Origin of the sequence: Sulfitobacter alexandrii, from assembly GCF_001886735.1 — a bacterium.
Lineage (GTDB): Bacteria > Pseudomonadota > Alphaproteobacteria > Rhodobacterales > Rhodobacteraceae > Sulfitobacter > Sulfitobacter alexandrii.
In genome coordinates this window covers 153,032-173,090 of the sequence record NZ_CP018081.1, presented here as the reverse complement: position 1 = coordinate 173,090, position 20,059 = coordinate 153,032, and the positions used below count along the sequence as shown (strand labels likewise).

Here is a 20,059-nt window from a genome sequence, read left to right as displayed (position 1 = left end):
GTCGTCCTCTTAGTTCCGGGCCGCGGCATTCAGTCCGTCACGTGCAGCCAGATCGGCTGGCACGGGAATTTCGATATCAAGCAGCATCTGCGCGAACCCTTTGCCCTGCGGGTCTATGCGAACCGAGGCGATGCCGCCACCGCCAAGCGATTCATGCAACAGGAAATTCAGCGAATGGCTTCCAGGCAAGTCGAACCGTTCTACCCTGCCGTCGCAGACATGGGCGAAATAGTCCTTCACCACCTCTTCGCTGAGAGCCGAGCGGATATATGGCAGGTAGTCCGGCTTGCGCGCGAGGATGCCGATATTGGCGATGTCCCCCTTGTCGCCCGAGCGGCCCCAGGCCAGATCGACGAGGCGGACCTTGACAGCGTCCGGGCCGGGCTCGCGGCTATCTGCGGGCGGTGCGGCAGGTGGATCAAGGTGGACTGGCGTAGTGGCCACGCTCACGGGCACATCCTTGCCGTCGACCTCGACCGCGACGGGGGTCTCGGCCTTGCTCTGAAGGAAGGAGAACAGGCGGACCACCGGTTGCACCTTGGGCCGTCCGGCGAAGAACCCGGTCAGACCCTGCGCGGTCGAAATCGCCATCGGTGCTATTTCGCCGGCAAAGATGTTCAGCGCGGCGCGATCGTCATGGACCGCGCCGATCTTGAGCACCACCTCGCGGGTTCGGGCGCGCGCATTTGCGCCATAGGCCGCCTCGGCCCCCAGCACCTCGACGCTGACCTGCCGAAAATCGCCCATGTTGCGGTCGCGGAAAATCCGGCGACAGCGGGTCAGGATCGCCTCGGCCACACGTTCGGCCTTGGCGGGTGCATCAATCGCGGCCAGTGTCAGGGTAGAGACCGCGCGCCAGCCATCGGCATGGGTCGCCGACACCTTGTAGCTGTCGGTGCGCCCAAGCCCCCTGCCGCCCTTGACCAGCACCTGATCGGGTCCGACCTGCTCCAGGGTGACCCCGGACCAGTCGCAGATCACGTCGGGCAACAGGTAGGCGCGCGGATCCCCGATTTCATAGAGCATCTGCTCTCCGACTGACCCGGGCACGACCAGCCCGCCGGTGTCAGGCGTCTTGGTCATGATGAAACTGCCGTCTTCGGACGCCTCGACGATGGGCATGCCCATATTGTCCCAACCCGGCACGTCCTGCCAGTCGGTGAAGTTGCCGCCGGTTCCCTGGGGGCCGCATTCGATCAGGTGGCCGGCCAGCGATCCCTGGCTGAGCTTGTCCCAGTCATCGTCGCCCCAGCCGTATTCATGCATCAGGGGACCAAGCGCGACCGCGCTGTCGGCGCAGCGTCCGGTGATCACGATGTCGGCCCCGGCATCCAGCGCGGCAGCGATGGGGCGGGCACCCAGATAGGCATTCATGCTCCAGATATCATCTGGAAATGCGACACCCGAGAACATTTCCGTCTGACCGTTTTTGCGAATTTCATCGGCCCTGGGCAACAGGTCATCGCCTAGCACGACTCCGATGGACAGATCGATCCCGGCCTGGGCGGCGGCTTTGGCAAGCGCATCGCTGCAGCCACGCGGGTTCACGCCCCCTGCATTGGCAACGACCTTGATCCCTTTTGCCTTGATATCCGGCAACCAGGGTGCCAGCGCCTTGACGAAGTCCGGCGCATAGCCCGTCTCGGGCGCTTTGGCGCGGGCCCGCGCCATCAGCGACATTGTCACCTCTGCCAGATAGTCAAACACCAGATAGTCGATCTCGCCCTTTGAGACCAGTTGACCGATCGCTTCCGGCGTATCGCCCCAGAAGCCCGACGCGCATCCGATGCGCAGCTTGCGTTCCGACATATTCCTCTCCTCCCCGTTTGATCAGCGGCCCGTCCATTCAGGTTTGCGCTTCGAGATGAAGGCATCAAAGCCTTCGCGCGCGTCTTCGGTCTGCGCCACACGCGGTAAAAGTGTTTCTGCAAACCGCATCTGCTGCGGATAGGTCATATCCTCCATCGCGTGACAGGCGTATTTTCCCAGCCGGATCGCGCTCGGCGACTGCGCGGCGATCTGGGCAACCAGTTCTGCAACCTTGTCGTCCAGCCCCGCGGCATCGGTCACATAGTTGACCAGATTGAACTGCAGGGCTTCCTCGGCCGTCAGAGGAACGCCGGTGATGAACATCTCCATCAGCCTCCGCCGGGGCAGCACGCGCATCATGGGTGGCACGATCGTCATGGGAAACAGACCCACCTTCACTTCCGGCGTTCCGACGCGGGCATGATCCGCCATCACAGCCAGATCGCAGGCACAGATGATGCCCGCTCCCGCCCCCATCGCGACGCCATTGATGCGCGCGATCGTTGGCTTTCGGCACGCCTGTATCGTCTCGAACAACCTTCCGGCAAAATGATCCGGGTCCGCCGGATCCTGAACAAACGGGCCGCCATCCGCCCCCGCCTTGATGTCGCCCCCGGCACAGAAGGCGCGCTCGCCCTCGCCGGTCAGAACGATCACGCGGCAATCGCTGTCCCTCTCGGCAGCACATATGGCGGCCATGATCCCGTCTGCGACCTCACGGTTGAGGGCATTTCGATTATCAGGACGTCGAATCGTGATACGCACTTCTTTGCCGAGCACCTGCGATTGAACAACGCTCTCAGTCATTTCCGAAGTTCCCCCCTGCATTCAGGACGCCGCGCTTTCTTACGTCAGGTCGTCAAAAGCTTGGCTTGATCTATTTTCTAACATGTGTTTGATTTTGGTCAACAACGCAAACAACATTTTTCGGGAGGACGATATGACCGCTCAAAGTGAGGCCATCTCGGCTGATCTGGAAGCCATCAGGGCGAACTATTCTTTGACTGATGAGCAACGCCAGATCGTCGATCACGTGGATCGGGTATCGCGCGAGGTGCTGCACCCGCTGCAGGCGCGCATGGATGACGAGGAATGGTGGCCCGATGATCTGTTCAAGCAGATGGGCGAGCTGGGCCTGCTGGGGATTACCGCGCCGGAGGAGCTGGGCGGATCGGGGCAGAACGAGTTCACCCAGGCGCTGGTGTCCGAGGTGATTTCGAAGTGGAATCCGGCTGTGGGCCTCTCGCACGGGGCGCATGACAACCTGTGCCTGAATAACCTGCTGCGCAATGGCTCCGAAGAGCAGGTGAAGAAATACGTGCCGGGCCTTTGCTCGGGCGAGCTCGTCGGTGCTTTGGGCCTGACCGAACCGGGTGCGGGATCCGATGCGCTCGGATCCATGGCCACCACTGCCCGCCGCGACGGTGATGATTATGTCATCAACGGCTCGAAGATTTACATCACCAACGGCCCCATTGCCGATGTGATCCTGCTTTATGCCAAAACCGACAAGTCGAAGGGCGCCAAGGGCATTTCTGCTTTCATCATCGAGACGGACAATCCCGGTTTCAAGGTGGCGCAAAAGCTTGACAAAATGGGCTTTCGCGGCTCGCCAACCGGAGAACTGGTGTTTGAGGATTGCCGCGTACCCGCATCCGCCATGGTTGGACCGGAAAACACCGGCGTTTCGGTGGTAATGAGCGGGTTGGATCTGGAGCGTGCTATGGTTGCCTCAGTCTGCGTTGGCATGGCCGAACGCGCCCTGGAACTGGGGCTGGAATACGCCAAGATTCGCGAACAGTTCGGCAAGCCGATTGCAAGTTTCCAGATGATGCAGTCGAAACTGGCCGAGATCTACACCGAGGTCGAAACCGCGCGCGCCTTCGGTTATCGCGCGCTGGCCGCCTGTACCGGGTTGCCGAAAGGGGCCGGGGGCCGCGGCGAAATCCACAAACTGACGGCGGCGGCCTGTCTTTACGCCGGCGAGGCATTCAACAAGGCGGTGACCGAAGCCTGCCATATTCATGGTGGCTCTGGCTACATGCAGGACACCGAGATCAACCGGCTGTTCCGCGCCAACAAGCTGCTGGAAATCGGCGCGGGTACAAGCGAAGTCCGCAAGATCATCATTGCCGAAGAACTTTTGCGCGCCTGAGGGGGACGAGACAATGAACAAGCAACTGCGCAACGACACCGCTCTGCCAACACATTTCATGACGGACGAACAGCAGGCCCTGGCCGATCAGGCCGGCAAGTTCTTCATGTCCGAATTCCACCATCTGAACGCGGAAATGGACGATACTGATGACCTGCCGCCTTCGGTTTTCCCCAAGCTGGGCGAGATGGGATATCTCGGCCTGAACGTGCCGCCGGAATTCGGCGGGGCCGGGCTCGACTTTACCTCGGCCTGTATCATCACCGAGGAAATGTCTAGGGCCTCGGCGGCCATCGGACTGACCCATGTGGCCCATGACAATTTGTGCGTCAACAACATCTATCGCAACGCCAATGACGAGTTGCGCCGAAAATACCTGCCGGGCCTGTGCAACGGCACGCTGGTGGGTGCTCTGGGCCTGACCGAACCCGGCGCGGGGTCCGATGCGCTTGGCTCGATGCGGACCACGGCCAAAAAGGATGGCGACGACTACATCCTGAACGGCGCCAAGATCTACATCACCAATGGGCCGATTGCCGATCTGGTGCTGGTCTATGCCAAGACATCGCCCGAAAAAGGGGCCAAGGGCATTTCCGCCTTTATCGTGGAAACCGACACGCCCGGTTTCAAGGTGGCGCAGAAGCTCAACAAGATGGGATTCCGCGGCTCGCCGACGGGCGAACTGGTATTCGAAGATTGCCGTGTTCCGGCCAGAAACATGGTCGGCAAGCTGGATGGCGGGGTTGCCGTTACCATGTCCGGACTTGATCTGGAACGTGCCATCGTCTGTTTCAACGCTCTGGGCATTGCGCAGCGGGCGCTGGATATTTCCATCGATTACGCCAAGACACGCCAGCAATTCGGCAAACCGATCGCCAGTTTCCAGATGGTTCAGGCGATGCTGGCCGACATGTATACGCAGATCGAGGCCGCGCGCAGCCTGTCCTTGCGCACCGCTGCCATGTGTGAAGGCCTCGAAGAGGGCGAAGGCGGGCGCGGCGAAATCCACAAGCTCACCGCTGCGGCGATCTACAAGGCCGCTGAGGCGACATCCTTCGTGCTGGACAAAGCTGTCCAGATTCACGGCGGCTCAGGCTACATGCGTGATACCGAAGTGAACCGGCTGTACCGGACCGGTCGCGTGCTTGAGGTCGGCGCGGGCACCCAGGAGGTTCGCAAACTCATCATCTCCGGCGAATTGCTGAAGAACTAAGGGGGCGGAACATGAGCGAAGCGAAATCAAGGCGTTACGCGTCGGATCTCATGGCGGGCCAGGTTGCCCTGGTCACGGGGTCTGGATCTGGAATGGGCCGGGCGACGGCGATCGAAATGGCCGCTTGCGGAGCCAGGCTTGCGCTGTTCGCGCGCCGGGAAGAGCCGCTGGAAGAGACCGCCGAAATGATCCGCGCGGCGGGGGGCGAGGCCTTCGTCGTGCCCGGAGACACCCGCGACGAAGACAGTATTGAAACTGCGATGGGGCGGATCAAGGACCACTATGGGCAGTTGGATGTCTTGGTGAACAATGCCGGCGGCCAGTATATCGCGGCCGCCCGCGATATCACCAACAAGGGCTTCGAAGCCGTGATCCGCAACAACCTGATCGGATCTTGGCAGATGACCCGGGCAGCGGCGGATCACTTCATGTACGACAATGGTGGATCGGTTGTGTTTGTCACCGCCATCTCTGCGCGCACCGCGCTTACCGGCTTTACACACACCGTCGCCGCCCGCGCCGGTGTGACGGGCATGATGAAAACGCTGGCCGCCGAATGGGGCGAGTACGGCATCCGGCTGAACTGTGTCGCGCCGGGCACGATCAAGACCGATGCGCTTGGCCGCTATCCGATTCCGCCGGAACAGTGGAAAAAGCTGAACCGCTCGGTGCTAAACCGGATGGGGGCGGCCGAGGACATCGCAGGCACGATCATTTTCCTGGCCTCGAAACTTGGCGGTTTCATCACCGGAGAAGACATTTATGTAGACGGCGGTGAGACCTTGCATATGGGTCATGACGCGCGGGACATGATCAACCCCGCGATGTTCGAAAAACGCGAACGGGGAGATGGCAAGAATGAATAAACAGCCCGTCCTTCTGGAGATTTCCGACAGGATCGCCACGGTTACGCTGAACGATCCCGAGCGGCGCAACCCGGTCACCGGAAACGACATGATCGCTGCCCTTCTGAAGACCTTCGCCAAGGTGCAGGCCGATCCTCAGGTCAGCGTGATGATCCTGACCGGCGCCGACCCGGCCTTTTGTGCCGGCGGCGACATCAAGGAAATGAACGATCCCGACAGCGTGTTCCGCAAGGAGCCGCTGGCGGCGGCGCAGAGCTATGTTGATGGGGTGCAGCGGCTGCCGCTTGCGCTCTACAACATGGATATTCCGACCATCGCCGCAGTCAACGGCCCGGCGGTGGGCGCGGGGTGCGACCTGACCATGATGTGCGACATGCGCATCGCGTCGGAAAAAGCAAGGTTCGGCGAGGTGTTTCTGAATCTCGGAATCATTCCGGGCGATGCGGGCAGCTGGTTCCTGTTGCGTCGTCTGGGCCACCAGAAGGCCGCCGATCTGACCTTCTCAGGGCGCATGGTCGAGGCCAAGGAAGCGCTGGAGCTTGGTATGGTGCTTGAACTTGTGCCTCATGAAAAATTGATGGAACGTGCCCGCGAACGGGCCGCTGTCATCGCCGCGAAACCGCCGCGTGCGGTGCGGGTCGCCAAGCGTCTGATGCGCAATGCCGAACGGATGGACCTGCCGGATTTCCTGAATTCCGCGGCGGCCTATCAGGCGCTCATGCATCAGACCGAAGACCACCACGAGGCGGTTGCTGCGTTCGTCGAAAAACGAAAACCCAATTTCACGGGGCGTTAAAGGAAAGATCGCATGTCAGACATCACCCAAAAGAAGATGGAGCAAATCGCGCAGATGTGGAATGCGCGCGGCAAGGGTCTGATAACGCATATGGCGCTTGAGATCGAAGAGGTCTCGACGGAAGGTGTTCGGGTTCGGATGCCGTTCAATCCGGACTTTTGCGTCGATGCGGAACAATCGCTGCTCCACGGTGGTATCCTGACGGCACTTCTGGACAGTGTCTTTGGACTGGCGAACTTTGTTGCCATCGAAGGCGTCAGTACCATGGCCACTCTTGACCTCAGAGTTGATTACCTGCGCCCGGCCCGTTCACGCGCGGATGTCATCGTTCAAGCGCATTGTTTTCGCAAGACCCGCCACATCGCCTTCAATTCCGGCAGCGTCTGGTTCGCGGGCCATGAGGATGCTGAAATAGCCAGGGGAACCGCCTCGTTTGCATTGACGCGCGGCGAAACCAGCCTGTTTGACGCAATGACAAAAGGAAAAACTTCGTGATGGACGTGCAAACTGTCAATGCCAATGTATCCCGGGTGCCGTTCTTCCGATTTCTCAACTTTGAGGTCAGAAGTCTAGACAGTCTCCATGCTGAGGCGGAAATGACCTTTGATGACCGCCATGTCGGTAACCCGATCATGGAGTACTACCATGGCGGCATAATCGCGAGTTTTATGGAGGCCACTGCCGCCATCGCGGTACAGCCCGATTTCGCCGACGTTCCGGCCAAGCCGATCAACCTGACCGTCGATTACCTCAGACCCGGTGTGAAGGGACCGCTTTTTGCGCGCGCTAACGTCACGCGCAAAGGCAAACGGATGGCAAGCGTCAGCGTGCTCAGCTGGCAGACGGATCGGGAAAAGGCGGTTGCCGAAGGGCTGTATCACTTCCTTCTGGTCTGACCGGGGCAACCGCTTTCAGGGCTACCTTGTCCTGTGGACGGGGTCGCTTCCCGGTTACAAATGCCTTCCAATAACAGATTGATGAGCATGCTGGAGAATTCAGGCAGTGATAGATATCCTTCCACTCCTGCCTTGTTCGGGTCGAACCATTCCACCGTCCAGTTTAAGGCACCCAACATCACCTGGCGCAAGGGGACGATCTTGATATCCGACCGTATGGCACCGTCGTCCTGAGCTTCACGGAGTATCCGATCCCAGAGTTTTCCATACTCACGGCGAATACCCCTGTGCCTCTCCCTGAAATGATTGGGGAGCATTCCATAGCTTCTGATATTCGCCGAGGTGAATTCGCTTGCCTTGAAGAGGAAATCCAGGTGCGCCCAGATTGCAGTCGCTATCCTGGCGTAATGATCGTACGGGGCATCGAATTTCCGAACGGCGGCTTCGACACCTGCTAGCAAGTCCCTCAGTCCGGCGTTTAGAACTTCGTCAACGATCGCTTCCTTGGAGTTGAAATGGTAATAGACGCTTCCCGCTTTCATGTCCGCTTCTTCCGCGATCTTTCTCAGCGTGGTCGCCTTGTAGCCATTGTCCCTCAGAACGCGCGCTGCGGCCTTTAGAATTTCTGCACGGGTCTTAGCCGCCTTGCCGTCGGGATCCGGGATCTTGGCGGGAGTGGCGGGGCACAGCTTCAAGCCTTCGGTACCCGCCTTGCGATGTGGACACATTCCGTCAAGTATCAGCTTACTCATTCGTACCGCGAGGATGCGCACCGGATACTTGTCGACATCGTACCATTCTACGGTCCAGTTCATGGCACTCAGGATGAACTGGCGGATCACAGCAGTGGATATGTCGCTTCGAAGGTGGCCGGCGCGTTTGGCGTCATTCAGGAATTTGCCCCAGGCCCCTGCATATGATGCACGCAATTCGCGATGCGGGGCGCGTGTTTCGTCCGACAACATCGGATAGTTCCGAATATTGGCTGACGTGAAGTCGCTGTCGGTCAAGAGATAGTTCAGATGTGTTTCAATCAGCAATTCGAAGGTCTTGCGAAAACCCTCCGAACTTGTCGGTGCCGACCGAACGATTTCACTGACCGCCTGATATAGTTGACGGACGCCAAGATCGAGAACTTCGCTCAGAATCTGGTCTTTGGATTGAAAATGATAATAAATGCTGCCGGCCTCAATGCCAGCTTCCTGCGCGATGTCGCGCATAGTCGTTGCGTGATAGCCTTCATACCGAAAAAGTCGCGCAGCCGCCGAAAGGATACCCTCACGTGTCCTCTCAGACTTGCTCAAGTCTTCGCTCAGTGTCCTGGGTGGGTCAGTCTTGTGTACCATTCCATTTCGATACTTGCGGGACACGAGACTGTCCATTGCATTAAATCTAACAAATGTTAGAATAACGCAAGGAACGTTCCGAATCAAGTTCTTTGCCAAGATGATAGCGGAAGAGGAGGACCTCCATATGCGAGGGTTGAGTGGAAAACGCGTGATCGTGACCGGCGGCGGCAGCGGCATCGGGCGCGCGGTGTGCGAACGGTTCGGCGAAGAAGGTGCCGAGATTGCGATCTTTGACATGAGCGAAGACGGGGCGAAGGAAACGGTTCGCCTGATCACCGAGGCCGGCGGCAAGGCGCAGGCCTTCAAGGTGGACATCACCGACCGTGCCCAGGTCGACAAGGCTGTAGCCGAGTTCGAGGCCGGGGGTCCGGTCGATGTGCTGGTGAACAATGCCGGCTGGGACGTGATCAAACCGTTCCTCGACACCGATCCCGACCTTTGGAAAAAGGTCATCGACATAAATCTTTACGGTCCGCTGAATATGCATCACGCGGTGCTTCCGGGCATGGTCAAGAACGGCGGCGGCCGTGTGGTCAACATCGCGTCCGACGCCGGACGCGTCGGATCATCCGGCGAAGCCGTGTATTCGGCCTGCAAGGGTGGCATCATCTCGTTCACCAAAACCGTAGCGCGCGAACTGGCGCGTAAAGGTATTCAATTGAATGCGGTCGCCCCCGGCCCGACCGATACGCCGCTGTTCGCTCAGGTTGCCGAGGGCGAGGCCGGTCAAAAGATCGCCGAAGGTCTCAAGCGGGCGATTCCGATGAAGCGTCTTGCGCAGCCGACGGATTACCCTGGCATCATCTGCTTCCTGTCGTCGGACGACGCAGGGTTCATTACCGGCCAGGTGATTTCGGTTTCGGGCGGCCTGTCCATGCACGGTTAAAACGCTGGCAGCAGCGCCGGACTCAAGGCGCTGCTGCCATACCGTGCCAAGAGTTACCTCCCCGACTGGCCGCGCCTTATGTGCGGCCCTTTTTCATTCTAGAAAGGTTGCGAATGTTTCAGCCAGGCTCTGACATCCAGCGGACAAGCACGCTGACCTCATTTCTGAAGGGCTGCGGCATTGACAGTTACGAGGAACTCGTCCGCCGTTCGAATGAAGACCCAGACTGGTTCTGGGGCCAGATCATTGACCATGCCGGGATACGGTTCGCGCGGCCCTACAGCCGGTTGCGAGATATCTCCGAAGGGCCCGAATCGATCCGGTGGGCCGTCGGGAGTACTTTGAATCTGACGGAAACCTGTCTTGACGCCCGAATTGCCGATGGCTTGGGCGACAAGGTCGCAATCGACTGGGTCGGCGAAGACGGAAGCCGCCGCCGCTGGACCTATTCCGACCTTACCGCCGAAGCCTCCCGCGTCGCCTCGGCCCTTGCCACGCGCGGTGTAAGGCCCGGTCAGGCGGTGGGCATCTATATGCCGATGATCCCCGAAATCGAGGCCGCGCTTCTGGGTATTGCCCGGCTGGGCGCGGTTGCGGTGCCGCTGTTTTCCGGTTTTGCGCCCCATGCCATCGTATCGCGCCTGAACGACGCGGATGCCGTGGCGGTGTTGACGGCGGATGCCACACCCCGGCGAGGCAAGCCGGTCTGGATGGAAGCGACCCTTGCCCAGGCTTTGACCGACGTACCATCGGTTCATACCGTGATCAGCCTGCGACGGTTCGGCGATGCGGTGGCCGATCCGGCCCGCGATCTGGACTGGACCGAAACAGTGGGCCGCGCCAGTCCGGAGTTTGCCGCCGTTCCCGTCAGTGCCGATGACACCTTTCTCATCGCCTATACATCGGGCACCACCGGGCGGCCCAAGGGTGTCGTGCATACCCATTTGGGCGTGCAGGCCAAGGCCACGGCCGATTTCCTGCTTTGCCTCGACATGAAACGGGATGACCGGCACCTCTGGATGACCGACATGGGGTGGGTCATGGGACCGCTCACCCTTTTATCGGTGCTCTTGTCCGGTTCGACTCTGGTGCTGGCCGAGGGCGCACCATCAATGCCCGGCGATCCCTTCAGGCTGCTGCGTCTTGCGTCCGAGATGGAGGTCACGCATCTCGGCGTGGCCCCGACCCTGGTACGGCAGTTCATGACGCAGGATACTGAATCTTTGTCGGGCTACGACTTGTCGTCCCTGCGCATCGTCGCCTCGACCGGCGAGCCCTGGACCGAGGATGCCTGGCTCTGGCAGCTCGATCATATCTGTCGCCGCCGCGCCGTGCCGCTGAACATCTCGGGCGGGACCGAGCTTTTTGGCGCGATCCTGACCTCGACCGTGCTGCACGAGCTCAAGCCCGGCGGATTTTCGGCCCAGGCCCTGGGTGTCGGGGCCAAGGTTCTGCGCCAGGACGGCAGCGAAGCCGCACCGGGCGAGGTCGGCGAACTGGTCGTGACCCAGCCGCCTCTGGGTCTGACCCCGGCCATCAGGGGGGACCGCGATCGCTACCTTGACACCTACTGGTCCACCTTCCCCGGCCTCTGGCGGCACGGCGACTGGGTGCGCTGCGATCCGGACGGGACATGGTATATCCTGGGCCGGTCGGACGACACGCTGAACATCGCCGGCAAACGCATCGGCCCGCCCGAGATCGAGGCGGCCCTGACCGAAACCGGAGAGGTGGTGGACGCCGCGGCCATCGCGGCACCTGATGACATCAAGGGCGTGGCTGTCGTCTGCGTCTGCGTGGCGGCACCAAATGTGTCGCCGGACGCGGAGCTCGTGAACCGGCTCAAGGATCGTGTCGGGGAGATCGTCTCGAAACCCTTCCGCCCGCGCGAGATCCACTTTGTCGAAGCGCTGCCCAAGACCCGCAGCATGAAAACCATGCGCCGTGTCGTGCGCGCCGCCTTTCTCGGTGAAGATCCAGGCGATCTGTCGTCGATCAGCAACCCGGAAACCATTCAGCCCATCGCAGACCTGCAAAAGGAAAAGTCATGATCACTGTTTTCGGAGCCACGGGCACGACTGGTGCGCCCCTCGTCGACACGCTTCTGGCAAAAGGCGCGACCGTGCGCGCTGTCACCAGCGACCTCTCAAAGTTAGACGCGCTAAAGGCCAAAGGATGCGAGGCGGTCGTCGCGGATTTCACGGACCCTGCCGCGCTGGCGCGGGCCTGTGACGGGGCAGAAAAGATATACCTGGTCACGCCTGCCCATCTGAACATGCGCCAGTGGAAGGCGAACGTGATCGAGGCGGCCAAGGCCGCGGGCGTGCGCCATATCGTTGTGGCCACGGGGCTTGGCGCGTCGCCCAAGGCGGGGCTGACCTTTGGAAAGTGGCATTCCGAAACCCAGGAGCTGCTGAAGCAAAGCGGCCTTGACTGGACCTTTGTCCAGCCGACCTATTTCATGCAGAACCTGCTGTGGCAGGCCGGTAACATTGCAAAGGACGCCGTGTACTATGACGATCTGGGCGGCCCCGTGGCCTGGATCGACGCCCGCGACATCGCGGATGTCGCCGCCGAGGCGCTGACCGCTCCGGGTTACGAAGGCAAGGCTCTTGGTCTGACCGGGCCCGAAGCTCTTACCGGAGAAGATATCGCCGCCCTCCTGTCCAGGGTGACCGGGCGCACTGTCACCTGCGCACCCCTGTCGGCCGAAAATGCCAAGGCGGGCATGGTGGCTGGCGGAATGCAGGACGAGGTCGCCAGAGCCATGGTCGAATTGGCTTCCATCGCGCCCAAGGGCTACCTTGCCGGCATCGAGACCACGGTCAGCGATGTGATGGGACGCCCGGCGCGCCGATTTGCCGATTTCGTCGCCGAGAACCGGGATGCTTTCGTCAAGTAACCTGATGGCGGCGCCGCTTTATCTCGAACTGGCGCCGCCTGAGGAAGCGGCCAAACAGATCGACCATTTGTTCGTGTTCCGCGATACCGGTGTGCTGAGCGGTGGTGGACGCGGGCGGTTCGCAACCGACCTCTTTACCCTTTCGGTAACGCGCGACGACAGCGGCGGCGGGCGCGTATCGCTGGCAGAACCGCGCCCCTATTTTTCGCCCCGCCCAAGGCCATTCCAGGGTGTCGTGGCCGGGCTGCGACTGTCGTCACGACCGCAGCGATTTCCCGACTCCAAAGGGCTGGACATGCTGGCCTCAGAACTGGCCCGGATTCAGACCGGGGACGATGACCTGCCTGCGCTCATCGCGGTGCTTGACGGCCTTGCGAGAGACCTGAGCTTTGCCGCACCAACCGGAGCTTACAGCGACCGGACCAAACGTCGAAAGGTGCGGGCGGAAACCGGCGTGTCGCGGCGGCGGCTTGCGACCTTGCGACGCTTTCGCCGGGCTCTCGGGCAGCTTGCGTCAAAGACCCTGCCGCTGAGCGATCTGGCGCTGGACGCCGGATATTACGATCAATCTCACTTGTCCGCCGCTTGCCGGATCTTCGCCGGCAAACCGCCCGGCGCGTTGCGCGCTCTGTCTATTCCGCGTCGTTTTGACCTTTCGCTACAAGATACGCGCCTCAAAGACCGCCTAAGATTGGTCATTGACGAATGAAATCGAAGAGGAAGACCCGCCATGACACAATTCAAACCGAAAAACCCCGACTATGACGCACGCGTGCGCAACAGTTTCGATCGCCAGAAGGTGATGAACACGTTGGGGATCAGCATTGCCGAGTTGTTACCCGGCCGCATCGTTCTGGAAATGGCACATCAGGTTGCACTGACCCAGCAGCATGGGTTTTTGCATGCCGGAATCGTGTCGACAGCGCTGGACAGCGCCTGCGGATACGCGGCCTTTTCGCTGATGCCAGCGGACGCGGCAGTGTTGACGGCCGAATTCAAGATCAACCTACTCAACCCGGCGGACGGCGAACGGTTTCGCTTCGTCGCTGACGTGGTGAAACCAGGCAGGACGCTGACCATATGCGAGGCGCGTGCCTATGCCGTGAAGGGCCAGGATGAAAAGCTCGTCGCAACGATGACCGGAACGCTCATGGCGCTGATCGGGCGGGCGGGGGTCGCGGACTGAGCGCAACCCGGCCGCAGCACATCCGATCCGGGCGGTCGGGCCGATTATTCAGACAGCTGGATCAGCTGTTCCAGCGGCTCGCGACCTCGGCCAACCGTTTCCCGTAGGCGCGCGCGGTATCCAGATCGCCGCCAGCAGGTTCAGACCTGTCAAGCGGTAATGTTAGCTTTTAGCAGTGCGGTCGCCGATTGTCCGTCGTCAGGGTTTTTCGGAGAGCTGAGACTGTATCGTAACGGAGGATCTGGTTCGGTTTCTGTTCAAGTTTATGCGGCAGCGGCCTGATGCTGCAACCGTAATTGGAACGGATGGACGCCCACGGTGCCGATGGGCTGCCGTCACGCCGGAGTTTCCAGTCAGGGCTGAGCTGGCGCACCATTCTGGCCAAGCGCGAGAACTTTCGTGCTGCCTTCGCCGGGTTCGACTTTCGGGGAGTTGCGAACTTTGACGACAACGACATTGAGCGCCTACTTGCCGATGAAGGAATTGTTCGCTATCGAGGCAAGATCGAAGCCGTGATCAACAACGCTCGCCGTACTTTCGAGGTCGTCCAAGAGGAAGGCTCCTTCGCCGCATTCATCGATCACGTCCCAATTGGTGGTGTAGCTCAAGGCTGGCCAGCTGGTTTTCGGCGCGCCGAGCTGGTCAGTCCGTCTGCGCGGCAGGCAGGCTGACGATGGGATCATCGCAGACGGGCCCAAGGTTTCCAGTGTCATGTAGCGAGAGCGCTGGACGGCCCATTCCTCAGTCTGCTCCATCAGGATCGCGCCGACGAGACGCCGGATCGAGGCTTCATTGGGAAAGATCCCGACGACATCGGTGCGCCGCTTGATCTCGCCGTTCAGACGTTCGATCGGATTGGTCGAGTGTAACTTCGCCCGGTGTTGCTGGGGGAAGGTCATGTAGGCCAGCACGTCCTCCTCGGCGCCATCCATGAGGGTCGCGAGCTTGGGCAGCTTGCCCCGCATCTGGTCGGCGACGTTTCGCCATTGGGTCTTGGCCGCCGCATGGTCCGGCTGGGCGAAGGCGGTGGCGATGAAGGCTGATATGACGCGACGGCTGCTCTTGCCGGCATGGGCGAGCGCATTTCGCTGGAAATGCACGCGGCAGCGCTGCCAGGTGGTGGACAGGACACGCGCCGTGGCAGCCTTGATCCCCTCGTGTGCGTCGCTGATCACCAGCTTCACCCCGTTCAGTCCGCGGCGCACCAGGTCGCGCAGGAAATCGGTCCAGAACGTCTCGGCCTCGGACGGCCCGATGGACATGCCCAGCACCTCGCGGCGCCCGTCCGTGTTGACGCCGACGGCAATGGTCACGGCGACGGAGACGATACGACCGCCCTGTCGGACCTTGAGATAGGTGGCGTCGATCCAGAGGTAGGGCCATTCGCCCTCGATCGGGCGGGTGAGAAAAGTATCGACGCGTTCGTCGATTTCCTCGCACAGGCGGCTGACCTGGCTCTTCGAGATGCCGGTCCCGCCCATCGCCTGGACCAGATCGTCCATGGATCGGGTCGAGACGCCGTGGACATAGGCCTCCTGAATGACCGCCGTCAGGGCCTTCTCGGTGGCCCGGCGCGGCTCGAGAAAGGACGGGAAATAGCTGCCGCTGCGCAGCTTTGGGATGCGCAACTCCACGTTCCCGGCCCGCGTCTGCCAGTCCCGATCTCGGTAACCGTTCCGCTGCACAAGCCGTGCCGGATTCTTCTCGCCATAGTCGGCGCCTGTCTTCGCGCCAACCTCGAGTTCCATCAGCCGCTCGGCGGCAAAACCGATCATATCTCGAAGAAGATCGGCGTCTGCGCTCTTCTCCACAAGCTCTCGCAGGTCCATCATGGGTTTGGTCATCGGGGTCTTCCTTCGGTTCAGGTTGGTTCAGCAACCCGACCCTACCGAAAATTTTCCGATGACCACCGCGCCCTTGATGCCGTCCTACAGCGCCTCATGCGGAACGCGGACGCCATCAAGGGCGCGACCCAGAGTTACACCTCTCCAAGGGACGTGACCCATTCATCTGGCTATATGAACCTGCCAAGGACGACGCACTGCCACAAATGCGGTCCAAATCACCAGCGTCCGAGACCCTTTCCAAAGACCTACGAAAGCTTGGCTTCAAATTCGTGGGACCGACCACCGTATATGCATTCATGCAGGCCATGGGATTTATCAACGATCACGCAGAAGTCTGTTGGATGCGAAAGGACGTCGAAACAGCCCGAAACACCCTTCGCACACCGACATAGGCAACTGTCGGCCAATTAACGTGAAAAAAAATTCAGGGCCACTTAGCGTGGAAAGTCACAGACAGGTTTCGCGTCAGTCGACCGAGACTTCAGAGCCTTGAGAGTAGCGTGGCCAATTGAGCGGCGTCTTTGGGTTTCAGCTTTGCGCCGATCCTTTCCGACAGAACCCGTTCATAGATCGGCCACATCGCCCTCCTGACAGATTTACCCTTTTCAGAGATAGAAATGTTTTGACCTCGCCCATCTTCCAAGCAGTCCTGTCGGTCCACCAGCCCTGCTTTCACCATACGGTTCAGCAACCGCGATGTACCGTATTGGGGTAACAAAATCCGGTCTTTGAGTTCGAATGGCCGGAGTCCGTCTGGGCCTGCCTTCTCGAGTTCCAGAAGCGCGTCATACCATGCAAGTGGCGGGTATCCTGCCGATTTCAGAGACGTTTCGACAGCCTCAAGCAAAACGCGGCTTTTAGTCATGAGGGCTGTCCAGGCGGCCTCAGTAGCATGGTCAATCTCGTTCATACCCAGCACCTATCATGTACATGTAAGTGCATCAACCTTGACGCGGCATATGACGCGGCATATATAGATGCCAATGCATCGACATATGGGATCATATCATGTCACAATCGCACCTCACAGAATTTGGGATATTCCTGCTCCGTATAGCACTCGGGATCATGTTCCTGGCGCACAGCCTGTTTCTCAAGCTCTTCATTTTCACACTTCCCGGAACGGCGCAGTTCTTCATTTCGATCGGGCTGCCCGGCTGGTTTGCTTATATGGTCTTTGCAGTCGAGGCGATTGCCGGTGCCCTTTTGGTCCTCGGCGTACAGGCTCGGTGGGTCGCATCGGCGACCGTGCCCATCCTGGCCGGTGCGACCTGGGCTCACTCCGGAAACGGCTGGATGTTCGGATACGAGAACGGCGGGTGGGAATACCCGGCCTATCTGACGCTGCTTGCCATCGTGCAAGGGCTTCTGGGCGACGGCCGTTTCGCCCTCAGCCCTTCCTTCGCGCCCGGTAACGTGCAGATGGCGGGAGAGACAACATGAGCCTCCACCTCATTAGCCATGCGCTCTGCCCATATGTGCAGCGCGCGGCGATCTCGCTCACTGAGAAAGGTGTCACGTTCGAGAGAACTGACATCGATCTTTCGAACAAGCCCGACTGGTTTCTTGCCATATCTCCGCTGGGCAAGACGCCTGTCCTGGTTGTGGACGGGACGCCGATTTTCGAATCTGCGGTTATCCTCGAATATCTTGAGGATACACAACCCCACGCGCTCCATCCGCACGACGCTCTCGATCGCGCCCGCCACCGTGCCTGGATTGAATTTGGATCTGCTGTCTTGAACGACATTGCGGGGTTCTACTCGGCGCCGAACGAGAAAGCGTTGGAAGAAAAAGTGGCGGCGCTCCGCTCAAAGTTCCTTCGGCTGGACGCGGAGCTTGGGGAGGGACCATGGTTCGATGGCCACCGGTTCAGCCTCGTCGATGTCGTATTCGGCCCGGTCTTCCGCTATTTCGACGTTTTTGACACCATCGGAGAGTTTGGCGTCTTCACAGGGCTTGCCCGTGTAAGGGCCTGGCGACATGAACTGGAGCGTCGGGTTTCTGTGAAGAATGCCGTCAGTGAAGATTACCCGACCCTTCTGCGTGACTTCATCAGACGGCGCAATTCTTACCTGTCCCAGATCATGCAGACAGGAGGGCCGAAGAAGACAGTTACACAGGTGCGATCGGCTGACCGCTGATCACTTGATATCGTTTTGTCGGGCCGCAGTACAGAACCGGACGTTTGAGGTCGCTTGGCGAATGTCCGCTTTGTCCCGCACATCGGATAGTCGCCGACTTTCCCTTGAAGGCCCGCAGCAGCGTCAACCGGCACTTGCCGGCATTCCATGCCCGTCCGTGCGAAGCGCCGGGTTACCTGCTGCTCCCACAGCGCAACCTGGAACAAACCACCGATCGCGCTGATTAATGGCTTAGGGATCGAAGAATCCTCCTGAGCTCAATCCCCCGGAATACCCGCAGCCCTGTGGTCCGACAGAGGGCAGCACATCAATCGCGGGTCAATCTATCCCAGTTGGTGGACCTCTTTCAGGGGGCTACTCCAAAGGGCGGGGATGAGAAGCTCATCGCAACGATGAAAGGAACGCTTATATCGCTAGTGGGGCGAACGGGCGTGGCGGGGTGACGATCGGGTCAGAGCGAAAATTAATCTGCGAGCCGGGCTTCGAGGATATGCCGCTGGACCTTTCCGCTGGTCGATCTGGGAAAGTCCTCGAACGCGATGAAGCGAATTTCGCGCGGTCGCTTATAGCCAGCCAGGCTTTCGCGGCACAAGTTCAGCAGCGCCTCGGCATCCGGCCCGTCATCGTCACAGGCGACAAAGGCCACCGGGCTTTCCCCCCATTTCGCGTCGAAGGCCCTGACCACGGCAGCATCGATCACATCGGGATGGGAAAGAAGCACACGTTCGATTTCCGCCGGATAGACGTTTTCACCTCCGGTCTTGATCAGGTATTTCGCCCGATCCACAAAGTCGACGGTGCCGTCCGCATTGCGCCGGAACAGATCGCCCATGTGGAAAAAGCCGTTGCGAAAGTCACGGGCATTGGTGTCGTCGGCGTTCCAGTACCCGGAAAACAGCGTCGAACCCCGAAGCGCCATTTCGCCCGGCGTTCCATCGGGGACTTCGCGGTCGTCGGGATCGACCAGCCGCACCTCGCAAAAGGCGCTGATGCGCTTGGACAGCCGGTCCGGGGTCACACCCGGCGCGATCAGATCGGCGGTTCCCGGCGGCAGGCCGGTTTCGGTCGCCCCGAAGGAATTCAGATAGGGCGTGTCCAGAAGACCGGTCAGTTCCGCGATCTGATGCGGCGGCACCAGATCAGCCATTGCGCCGCAAACCTTGATCCCCTTCAGCGGCAAAGGGTTGGCGTGCCGTTCGTTAATAAAAGCCTCCAGTGCCCCGGGCATCATCACGAACCAGCCGATCCTGTGGCGTGACAGCGCCTCGTTGATGACGGCGGGCTGCAGCCCGTCCACCATCACCACGGTCCCGCCCCGCAGGATCGTTGCCAGCGCATGATCGGTGGAGGCCATGTGGAACATCGGCGCCCAGGCGATGAACCCGTCGCCGGGATCCAGCGCCAGCTGGGCCGCAAAAACCATGGATCGGGCGATATGCGCGCGGTGGCTGATATGCGCCCCCTTGGGCAGGCCCGTGGTCCCCGAGGTATAGAGGATCGTCAGACCGGCCTCGGGGTCGTCAACCATGGTTCCGGTGCGCGGGTCCGGCTCGACCCCGGCAATGGCCGTTTCCAGGTCTGGCCCGACGGTTAGACAGGGTGTCGACGCGACGGCGCGGTAAGCTTCTGAAAGTTCCGGTTCGACAACCGCGAGAACCGGCTCGACCAGATCGATGCAGTGCCGCAGTTCATCGGGGGCAAGCCGCCAGTTCAGACAGGCGACGATCGCGCCGATTCCCGCTGCTGCAAGTTCGACCTCCAGGTATTCTGAGCGGTTATGCGACAGGATCGCGATCCTGTCTCCGGGCGCCACGCCTCGTGCCAGAAAGACAGCCGCCAGACGATCGACCCGCTCCAGCAGTTCTGCATAGGTCAGTTTCCTGCTGCCGTCCTCGATGGCGAGGGCGCGGGCGCAGTCATGTGCGCGGGTTCGAAAGATCGAATACAGATCAGCGCGCCCCGCGCGGATGACGTCGGTCAGCATAGTTTCCCCCTTGCCCGAGCCTCGGT

The 20,059-nt window shown here is 60.5% G+C and carries 19 protein-coding genes and 2 pseudogenes; 15 read left to right on the top strand and 6 right to left on the bottom strand.

Annotation, left to right across the window (positions count from 1 at the left end; all coding sequences use genetic code 11):
- Nucleotides 1-9: 9 nt before the first annotated feature.
- Both BOO69_RS21930 and BOO69_RS21925 read right to left on the bottom strand, forming a co-directional pair.
- A complete protein-coding gene (locus BOO69_RS21930; RefSeq protein ID WP_027264423.1) occupies nucleotides 10-1,809 on the bottom strand; it encodes an acyclic terpene utilization AtuA family protein in 1,800 nt (599 codons plus the stop codon).
- Nucleotides 1,810-1,830: 21 nt separating this feature from the next.
- Nucleotides 1,831-2,637 carry an enoyl-CoA hydratase-related protein gene (locus BOO69_RS21925; RefSeq protein WP_237267664.1) on the bottom strand — a complete coding sequence of 269 codons (807 nt, stop codon included), beginning with the start codon at nucleotides 2,635-2,637 and terminating at the stop codon, nucleotides 1,831-1,833.
- Nucleotides 2,638-2,749: 112 nt separating this feature from the next.
- Here BOO69_RS21925 and BOO69_RS21920 point away from each other — a divergent pair, with 112 nt between their 5' ends.
- From BOO69_RS21920 to BOO69_RS21895, 6 genes are read left to right on the top strand one after another with little or no spacing between them, the layout of a single operon-like run.
- Nucleotides 2,750-3,964, top strand: a complete 1,215-nt coding sequence (locus BOO69_RS21920) for an acyl-CoA dehydrogenase family protein (protein WP_051372710.1) — start codon at nucleotides 2,750-2,752, stop codon at nucleotides 3,962-3,964.
- A 13-nt stretch (nucleotides 3,965-3,977) separates the two neighbouring features.
- Nucleotides 3,978-5,177, top strand: a complete 1,200-nt coding sequence (locus BOO69_RS21915; RefSeq protein ID WP_027264420.1) for an acyl-CoA dehydrogenase family protein — start codon at nucleotides 3,978-3,980, stop codon at nucleotides 5,175-5,177.
- 11 nt (nucleotides 5,178-5,188) lie between these two features.
- Nucleotides 5,189-6,043: an SDR family NAD(P)-dependent oxidoreductase gene (locus BOO69_RS21910; protein WP_027264419.1), complete on the top strand. Its 855-nt coding sequence runs from the start codon at nucleotides 5,189-5,191 to the stop codon at nucleotides 6,041-6,043.
- Complete coding sequence (locus BOO69_RS21905; protein ID WP_027264418.1) at nucleotides 6,036-6,839, top strand: enoyl-CoA hydratase-related protein; 804 nt, start codon at nucleotides 6,036-6,038, stop codon at nucleotides 6,837-6,839. The genes BOO69_RS21910 and BOO69_RS21905 overlap by 8 nt, the downstream gene beginning before the upstream one ends.
- 12 nt (nucleotides 6,840-6,851) lie before the next feature.
- Nucleotides 6,852-7,334: a PaaI family thioesterase gene (locus BOO69_RS21900; RefSeq protein ID WP_027264417.1), complete on the top strand. Its 483-nt coding sequence runs from the start codon at nucleotides 6,852-6,854 to the stop codon at nucleotides 7,332-7,334.
- A complete protein-coding gene (locus BOO69_RS21895; protein WP_027264416.1) occupies nucleotides 7,334-7,735 on the top strand; it encodes a PaaI family thioesterase in 402 nt (133 codons plus the stop codon). Before BOO69_RS21900 ends, BOO69_RS21895 begins: the two co-directional genes overlap by 1 nt.
- Here BOO69_RS21895 and BOO69_RS21890 read toward each other — a convergent pair.
- Nucleotides 7,717-9,081 carry a TetR/AcrR family transcriptional regulator gene (locus BOO69_RS21890; RefSeq protein WP_051372709.1) on the bottom strand — a complete coding sequence of 455 codons (1,365 nt, stop codon included), beginning with the start codon at nucleotides 9,079-9,081 and terminating at the stop codon, nucleotides 7,717-7,719. The two genes, BOO69_RS21895 and BOO69_RS21890, sit on opposite strands and share 19 nt — an antisense overlap.
- Before the next feature lie 127 nt (nucleotides 9,082-9,208).
- Here BOO69_RS21890 and BOO69_RS21885 point away from each other — a divergent pair, with 127 nt between their 5' ends.
- From BOO69_RS21885 to BOO69_RS21860, 6 genes and pseudogenes are all read left to right on the top strand, one after another.
- Nucleotides 9,209-9,970, top strand: a complete 762-nt coding sequence (locus tag BOO69_RS21885; RefSeq protein WP_027264415.1) for a glucose 1-dehydrogenase — start codon at nucleotides 9,209-9,211, stop codon at nucleotides 9,968-9,970.
- Between the two features lie 113 nt (nucleotides 9,971-10,083).
- Nucleotides 10,084-12,021, top strand: a complete 1,938-nt coding sequence (locus tag BOO69_RS21880; RefSeq protein WP_027264414.1) for an AMP-binding protein — start codon at nucleotides 10,084-10,086, stop codon at nucleotides 12,019-12,021.
- Nucleotides 12,018-12,872 carry an SDR family oxidoreductase gene (locus BOO69_RS21875; RefSeq protein WP_027264413.1) on the top strand — a complete coding sequence of 285 codons (855 nt, stop codon included), beginning with the start codon at nucleotides 12,018-12,020 and terminating at the stop codon, nucleotides 12,870-12,872. Before BOO69_RS21880 ends, BOO69_RS21875 begins: the two co-directional genes overlap by 4 nt.
- A 4-nt stretch (nucleotides 12,873-12,876) precedes the next feature.
- The gene (locus BOO69_RS21870; RefSeq protein ID WP_223228098.1) at nucleotides 12,877-13,581 is read left to right on the top strand and encodes a helix-turn-helix domain-containing protein; all 705 of its coding nucleotides are present in this window, start codon (nucleotides 12,877-12,879) and stop codon (nucleotides 13,579-13,581) included.
- A gap of 21 nt (nucleotides 13,582-13,602) precedes the next feature.
- Nucleotides 13,603-14,058 carry a PaaI family thioesterase gene (locus BOO69_RS21865; protein ID WP_027264411.1) on the top strand — a complete coding sequence of 152 codons (456 nt, stop codon included), beginning with the start codon at nucleotides 13,603-13,605 and terminating at the stop codon, nucleotides 14,056-14,058.
- 265 nt (nucleotides 14,059-14,323) lie between these two features.
- A pseudogene (locus BOO69_RS21860) lies at nucleotides 14,324-14,636 on the top strand (DNA-3-methyladenine glycosylase I); the annotation flags it as partial.
- Nucleotides 14,637-14,700: 64 nt separating this feature from the next.
- Here BOO69_RS21860 and BOO69_RS21855 read toward each other — a convergent pair.
- Nucleotides 14,701-15,902, bottom strand: a pseudogene (locus BOO69_RS21855) (IS256 family transposase).
- Nucleotides 15,903-16,066: 164 nt separating this feature from the next.
- Between BOO69_RS21855 and BOO69_RS21850 the strand changes: the two are divergent.
- Nucleotides 16,067-16,297, top strand: a complete 231-nt coding sequence (locus BOO69_RS21850; RefSeq protein ID WP_317512639.1) for a DNA-3-methyladenine glycosylase I — start codon at nucleotides 16,067-16,069, stop codon at nucleotides 16,295-16,297.
- Between the two features lie 89 nt (nucleotides 16,298-16,386).
- Here BOO69_RS21850 and BOO69_RS21845 read toward each other — a convergent pair whose 3' ends face one another.
- Nucleotides 16,387-16,815, bottom strand: a complete 429-nt coding sequence (locus BOO69_RS21845; protein ID WP_036051603.1) for a MarR family winged helix-turn-helix transcriptional regulator — start codon at nucleotides 16,813-16,815, stop codon at nucleotides 16,387-16,389.
- 98 nt (nucleotides 16,816-16,913) lie between these two features.
- On the opposite strand from BOO69_RS21845, the gene BOO69_RS21840 reads away from it, so the two are divergent.
- Nucleotides 16,914-17,348, top strand: coding sequence for a DoxX family protein (locus BOO69_RS21840; RefSeq protein WP_036051600.1), 435 nt, complete (start codon nucleotides 16,914-16,916; stop codon nucleotides 17,346-17,348).
- Entirely contained in the window at nucleotides 17,345-18,049 is a 705-nt protein-coding gene (locus BOO69_RS21835) for a glutathione S-transferase family protein (RefSeq protein ID WP_027264407.1), read from the top strand. Before BOO69_RS21840 ends, BOO69_RS21835 begins: the two co-directional genes overlap by 4 nt.
- A 463-nt stretch (nucleotides 18,050-18,512) precedes the next feature.
- Here BOO69_RS21835 and BOO69_RS21830 read toward each other — a convergent pair whose 3' ends face one another.
- A complete protein-coding gene (locus BOO69_RS21830; RefSeq protein ID WP_027264406.1) occupies nucleotides 18,513-20,033 on the bottom strand; it encodes a class I adenylate-forming enzyme family protein in 1,521 nt (506 codons plus the stop codon).
- Nucleotides 20,034-20,059: the final 26 nt, after the last annotated feature.

What these genes read in the sequence shown, in the direction of transcription:
- BOO69_RS21880 (WP_027264414.1), top strand. Translation starts at nt 10,084, where the DNA reads ATGTTTCAGCCAGGCTCTGACATCCAGCGGACAAGCACGCTGACCTCA.
- BOO69_RS21900 (WP_027264417.1), top strand. Translation starts at nt 6,852, where the DNA reads ATGTCAGACATCACCCAAAAGAAGATGGAGCAAATCGCGCAGATGTGG.
- BOO69_RS21875 (WP_027264413.1), top strand. Translation starts at nt 12,018, where the DNA reads ATGATCACTGTTTTCGGAGCCACGGGCACGACTGGTGCGCCCCTCGTC.
- BOO69_RS21830 (WP_027264406.1), bottom strand. Translation starts at nt 20,033, where the DNA reads ATGCTGACCGACGTCATCCGCGCGGGGCGCGCTGATCTGTATTCGATC.
- BOO69_RS21890 (WP_051372709.1), bottom strand. Translation starts at nt 9,081, where the DNA reads ATGGTACACAAGACTGACCCACCCAGGACACTGAGCGAAGACTTGAGC.
- BOO69_RS21845 (WP_036051603.1), bottom strand. Translation starts at nt 16,815, where the DNA reads ATGAACGAGATTGACCATGCTACTGAGGCCGCCTGGACAGCCCTCATG.
- BOO69_RS21925 (WP_237267664.1), bottom strand. Translation starts at nt 2,637, where the DNA reads ATGCAGGGGGGAACTTCGGAAATGACTGAGAGCGTTGTTCAATCGCAG.
- BOO69_RS21920 (WP_051372710.1), top strand. Translation starts at nt 2,750, where the DNA reads ATGACCGCTCAAAGTGAGGCCATCTCGGCTGATCTGGAAGCCATCAGG.
- BOO69_RS21895 (WP_027264416.1), top strand. Translation starts at nt 7,334, where the DNA reads ATGGACGTGCAAACTGTCAATGCCAATGTATCCCGGGTGCCGTTCTTC.
- BOO69_RS21910 (WP_027264419.1), top strand. Translation starts at nt 5,189, where the DNA reads ATGAGCGAAGCGAAATCAAGGCGTTACGCGTCGGATCTCATGGCGGGC.
- BOO69_RS21930 (WP_027264423.1), bottom strand. Translation starts at nt 1,809, where the DNA reads ATGTCGGAACGCAAGCTGCGCATCGGATGCGCGTCGGGCTTCTGGGGC.
- BOO69_RS21885 (WP_027264415.1), top strand. Translation starts at nt 9,209, where the DNA reads ATGCGAGGGTTGAGTGGAAAACGCGTGATCGTGACCGGCGGCGGCAGC.
- BOO69_RS21905 (WP_027264418.1), top strand. Translation starts at nt 6,036, where the DNA reads ATGAATAAACAGCCCGTCCTTCTGGAGATTTCCGACAGGATCGCCACG.
- BOO69_RS21870 (WP_223228098.1), top strand. Translation starts at nt 12,877, where the DNA reads ATGGCGGCGCCGCTTTATCTCGAACTGGCGCCGCCTGAGGAAGCGGCC.
- BOO69_RS21840 (WP_036051600.1), top strand. Translation starts at nt 16,914, where the DNA reads ATGTCACAATCGCACCTCACAGAATTTGGGATATTCCTGCTCCGTATA.
- BOO69_RS21835 (WP_027264407.1), top strand. Translation starts at nt 17,345, where the DNA reads ATGAGCCTCCACCTCATTAGCCATGCGCTCTGCCCATATGTGCAGCGC.
- BOO69_RS21865 (WP_027264411.1), top strand. Translation starts at nt 13,603, where the DNA reads ATGACACAATTCAAACCGAAAAACCCCGACTATGACGCACGCGTGCGC.
- BOO69_RS21915 (WP_027264420.1), top strand. Translation starts at nt 3,978, where the DNA reads ATGAACAAGCAACTGCGCAACGACACCGCTCTGCCAACACATTTCATG.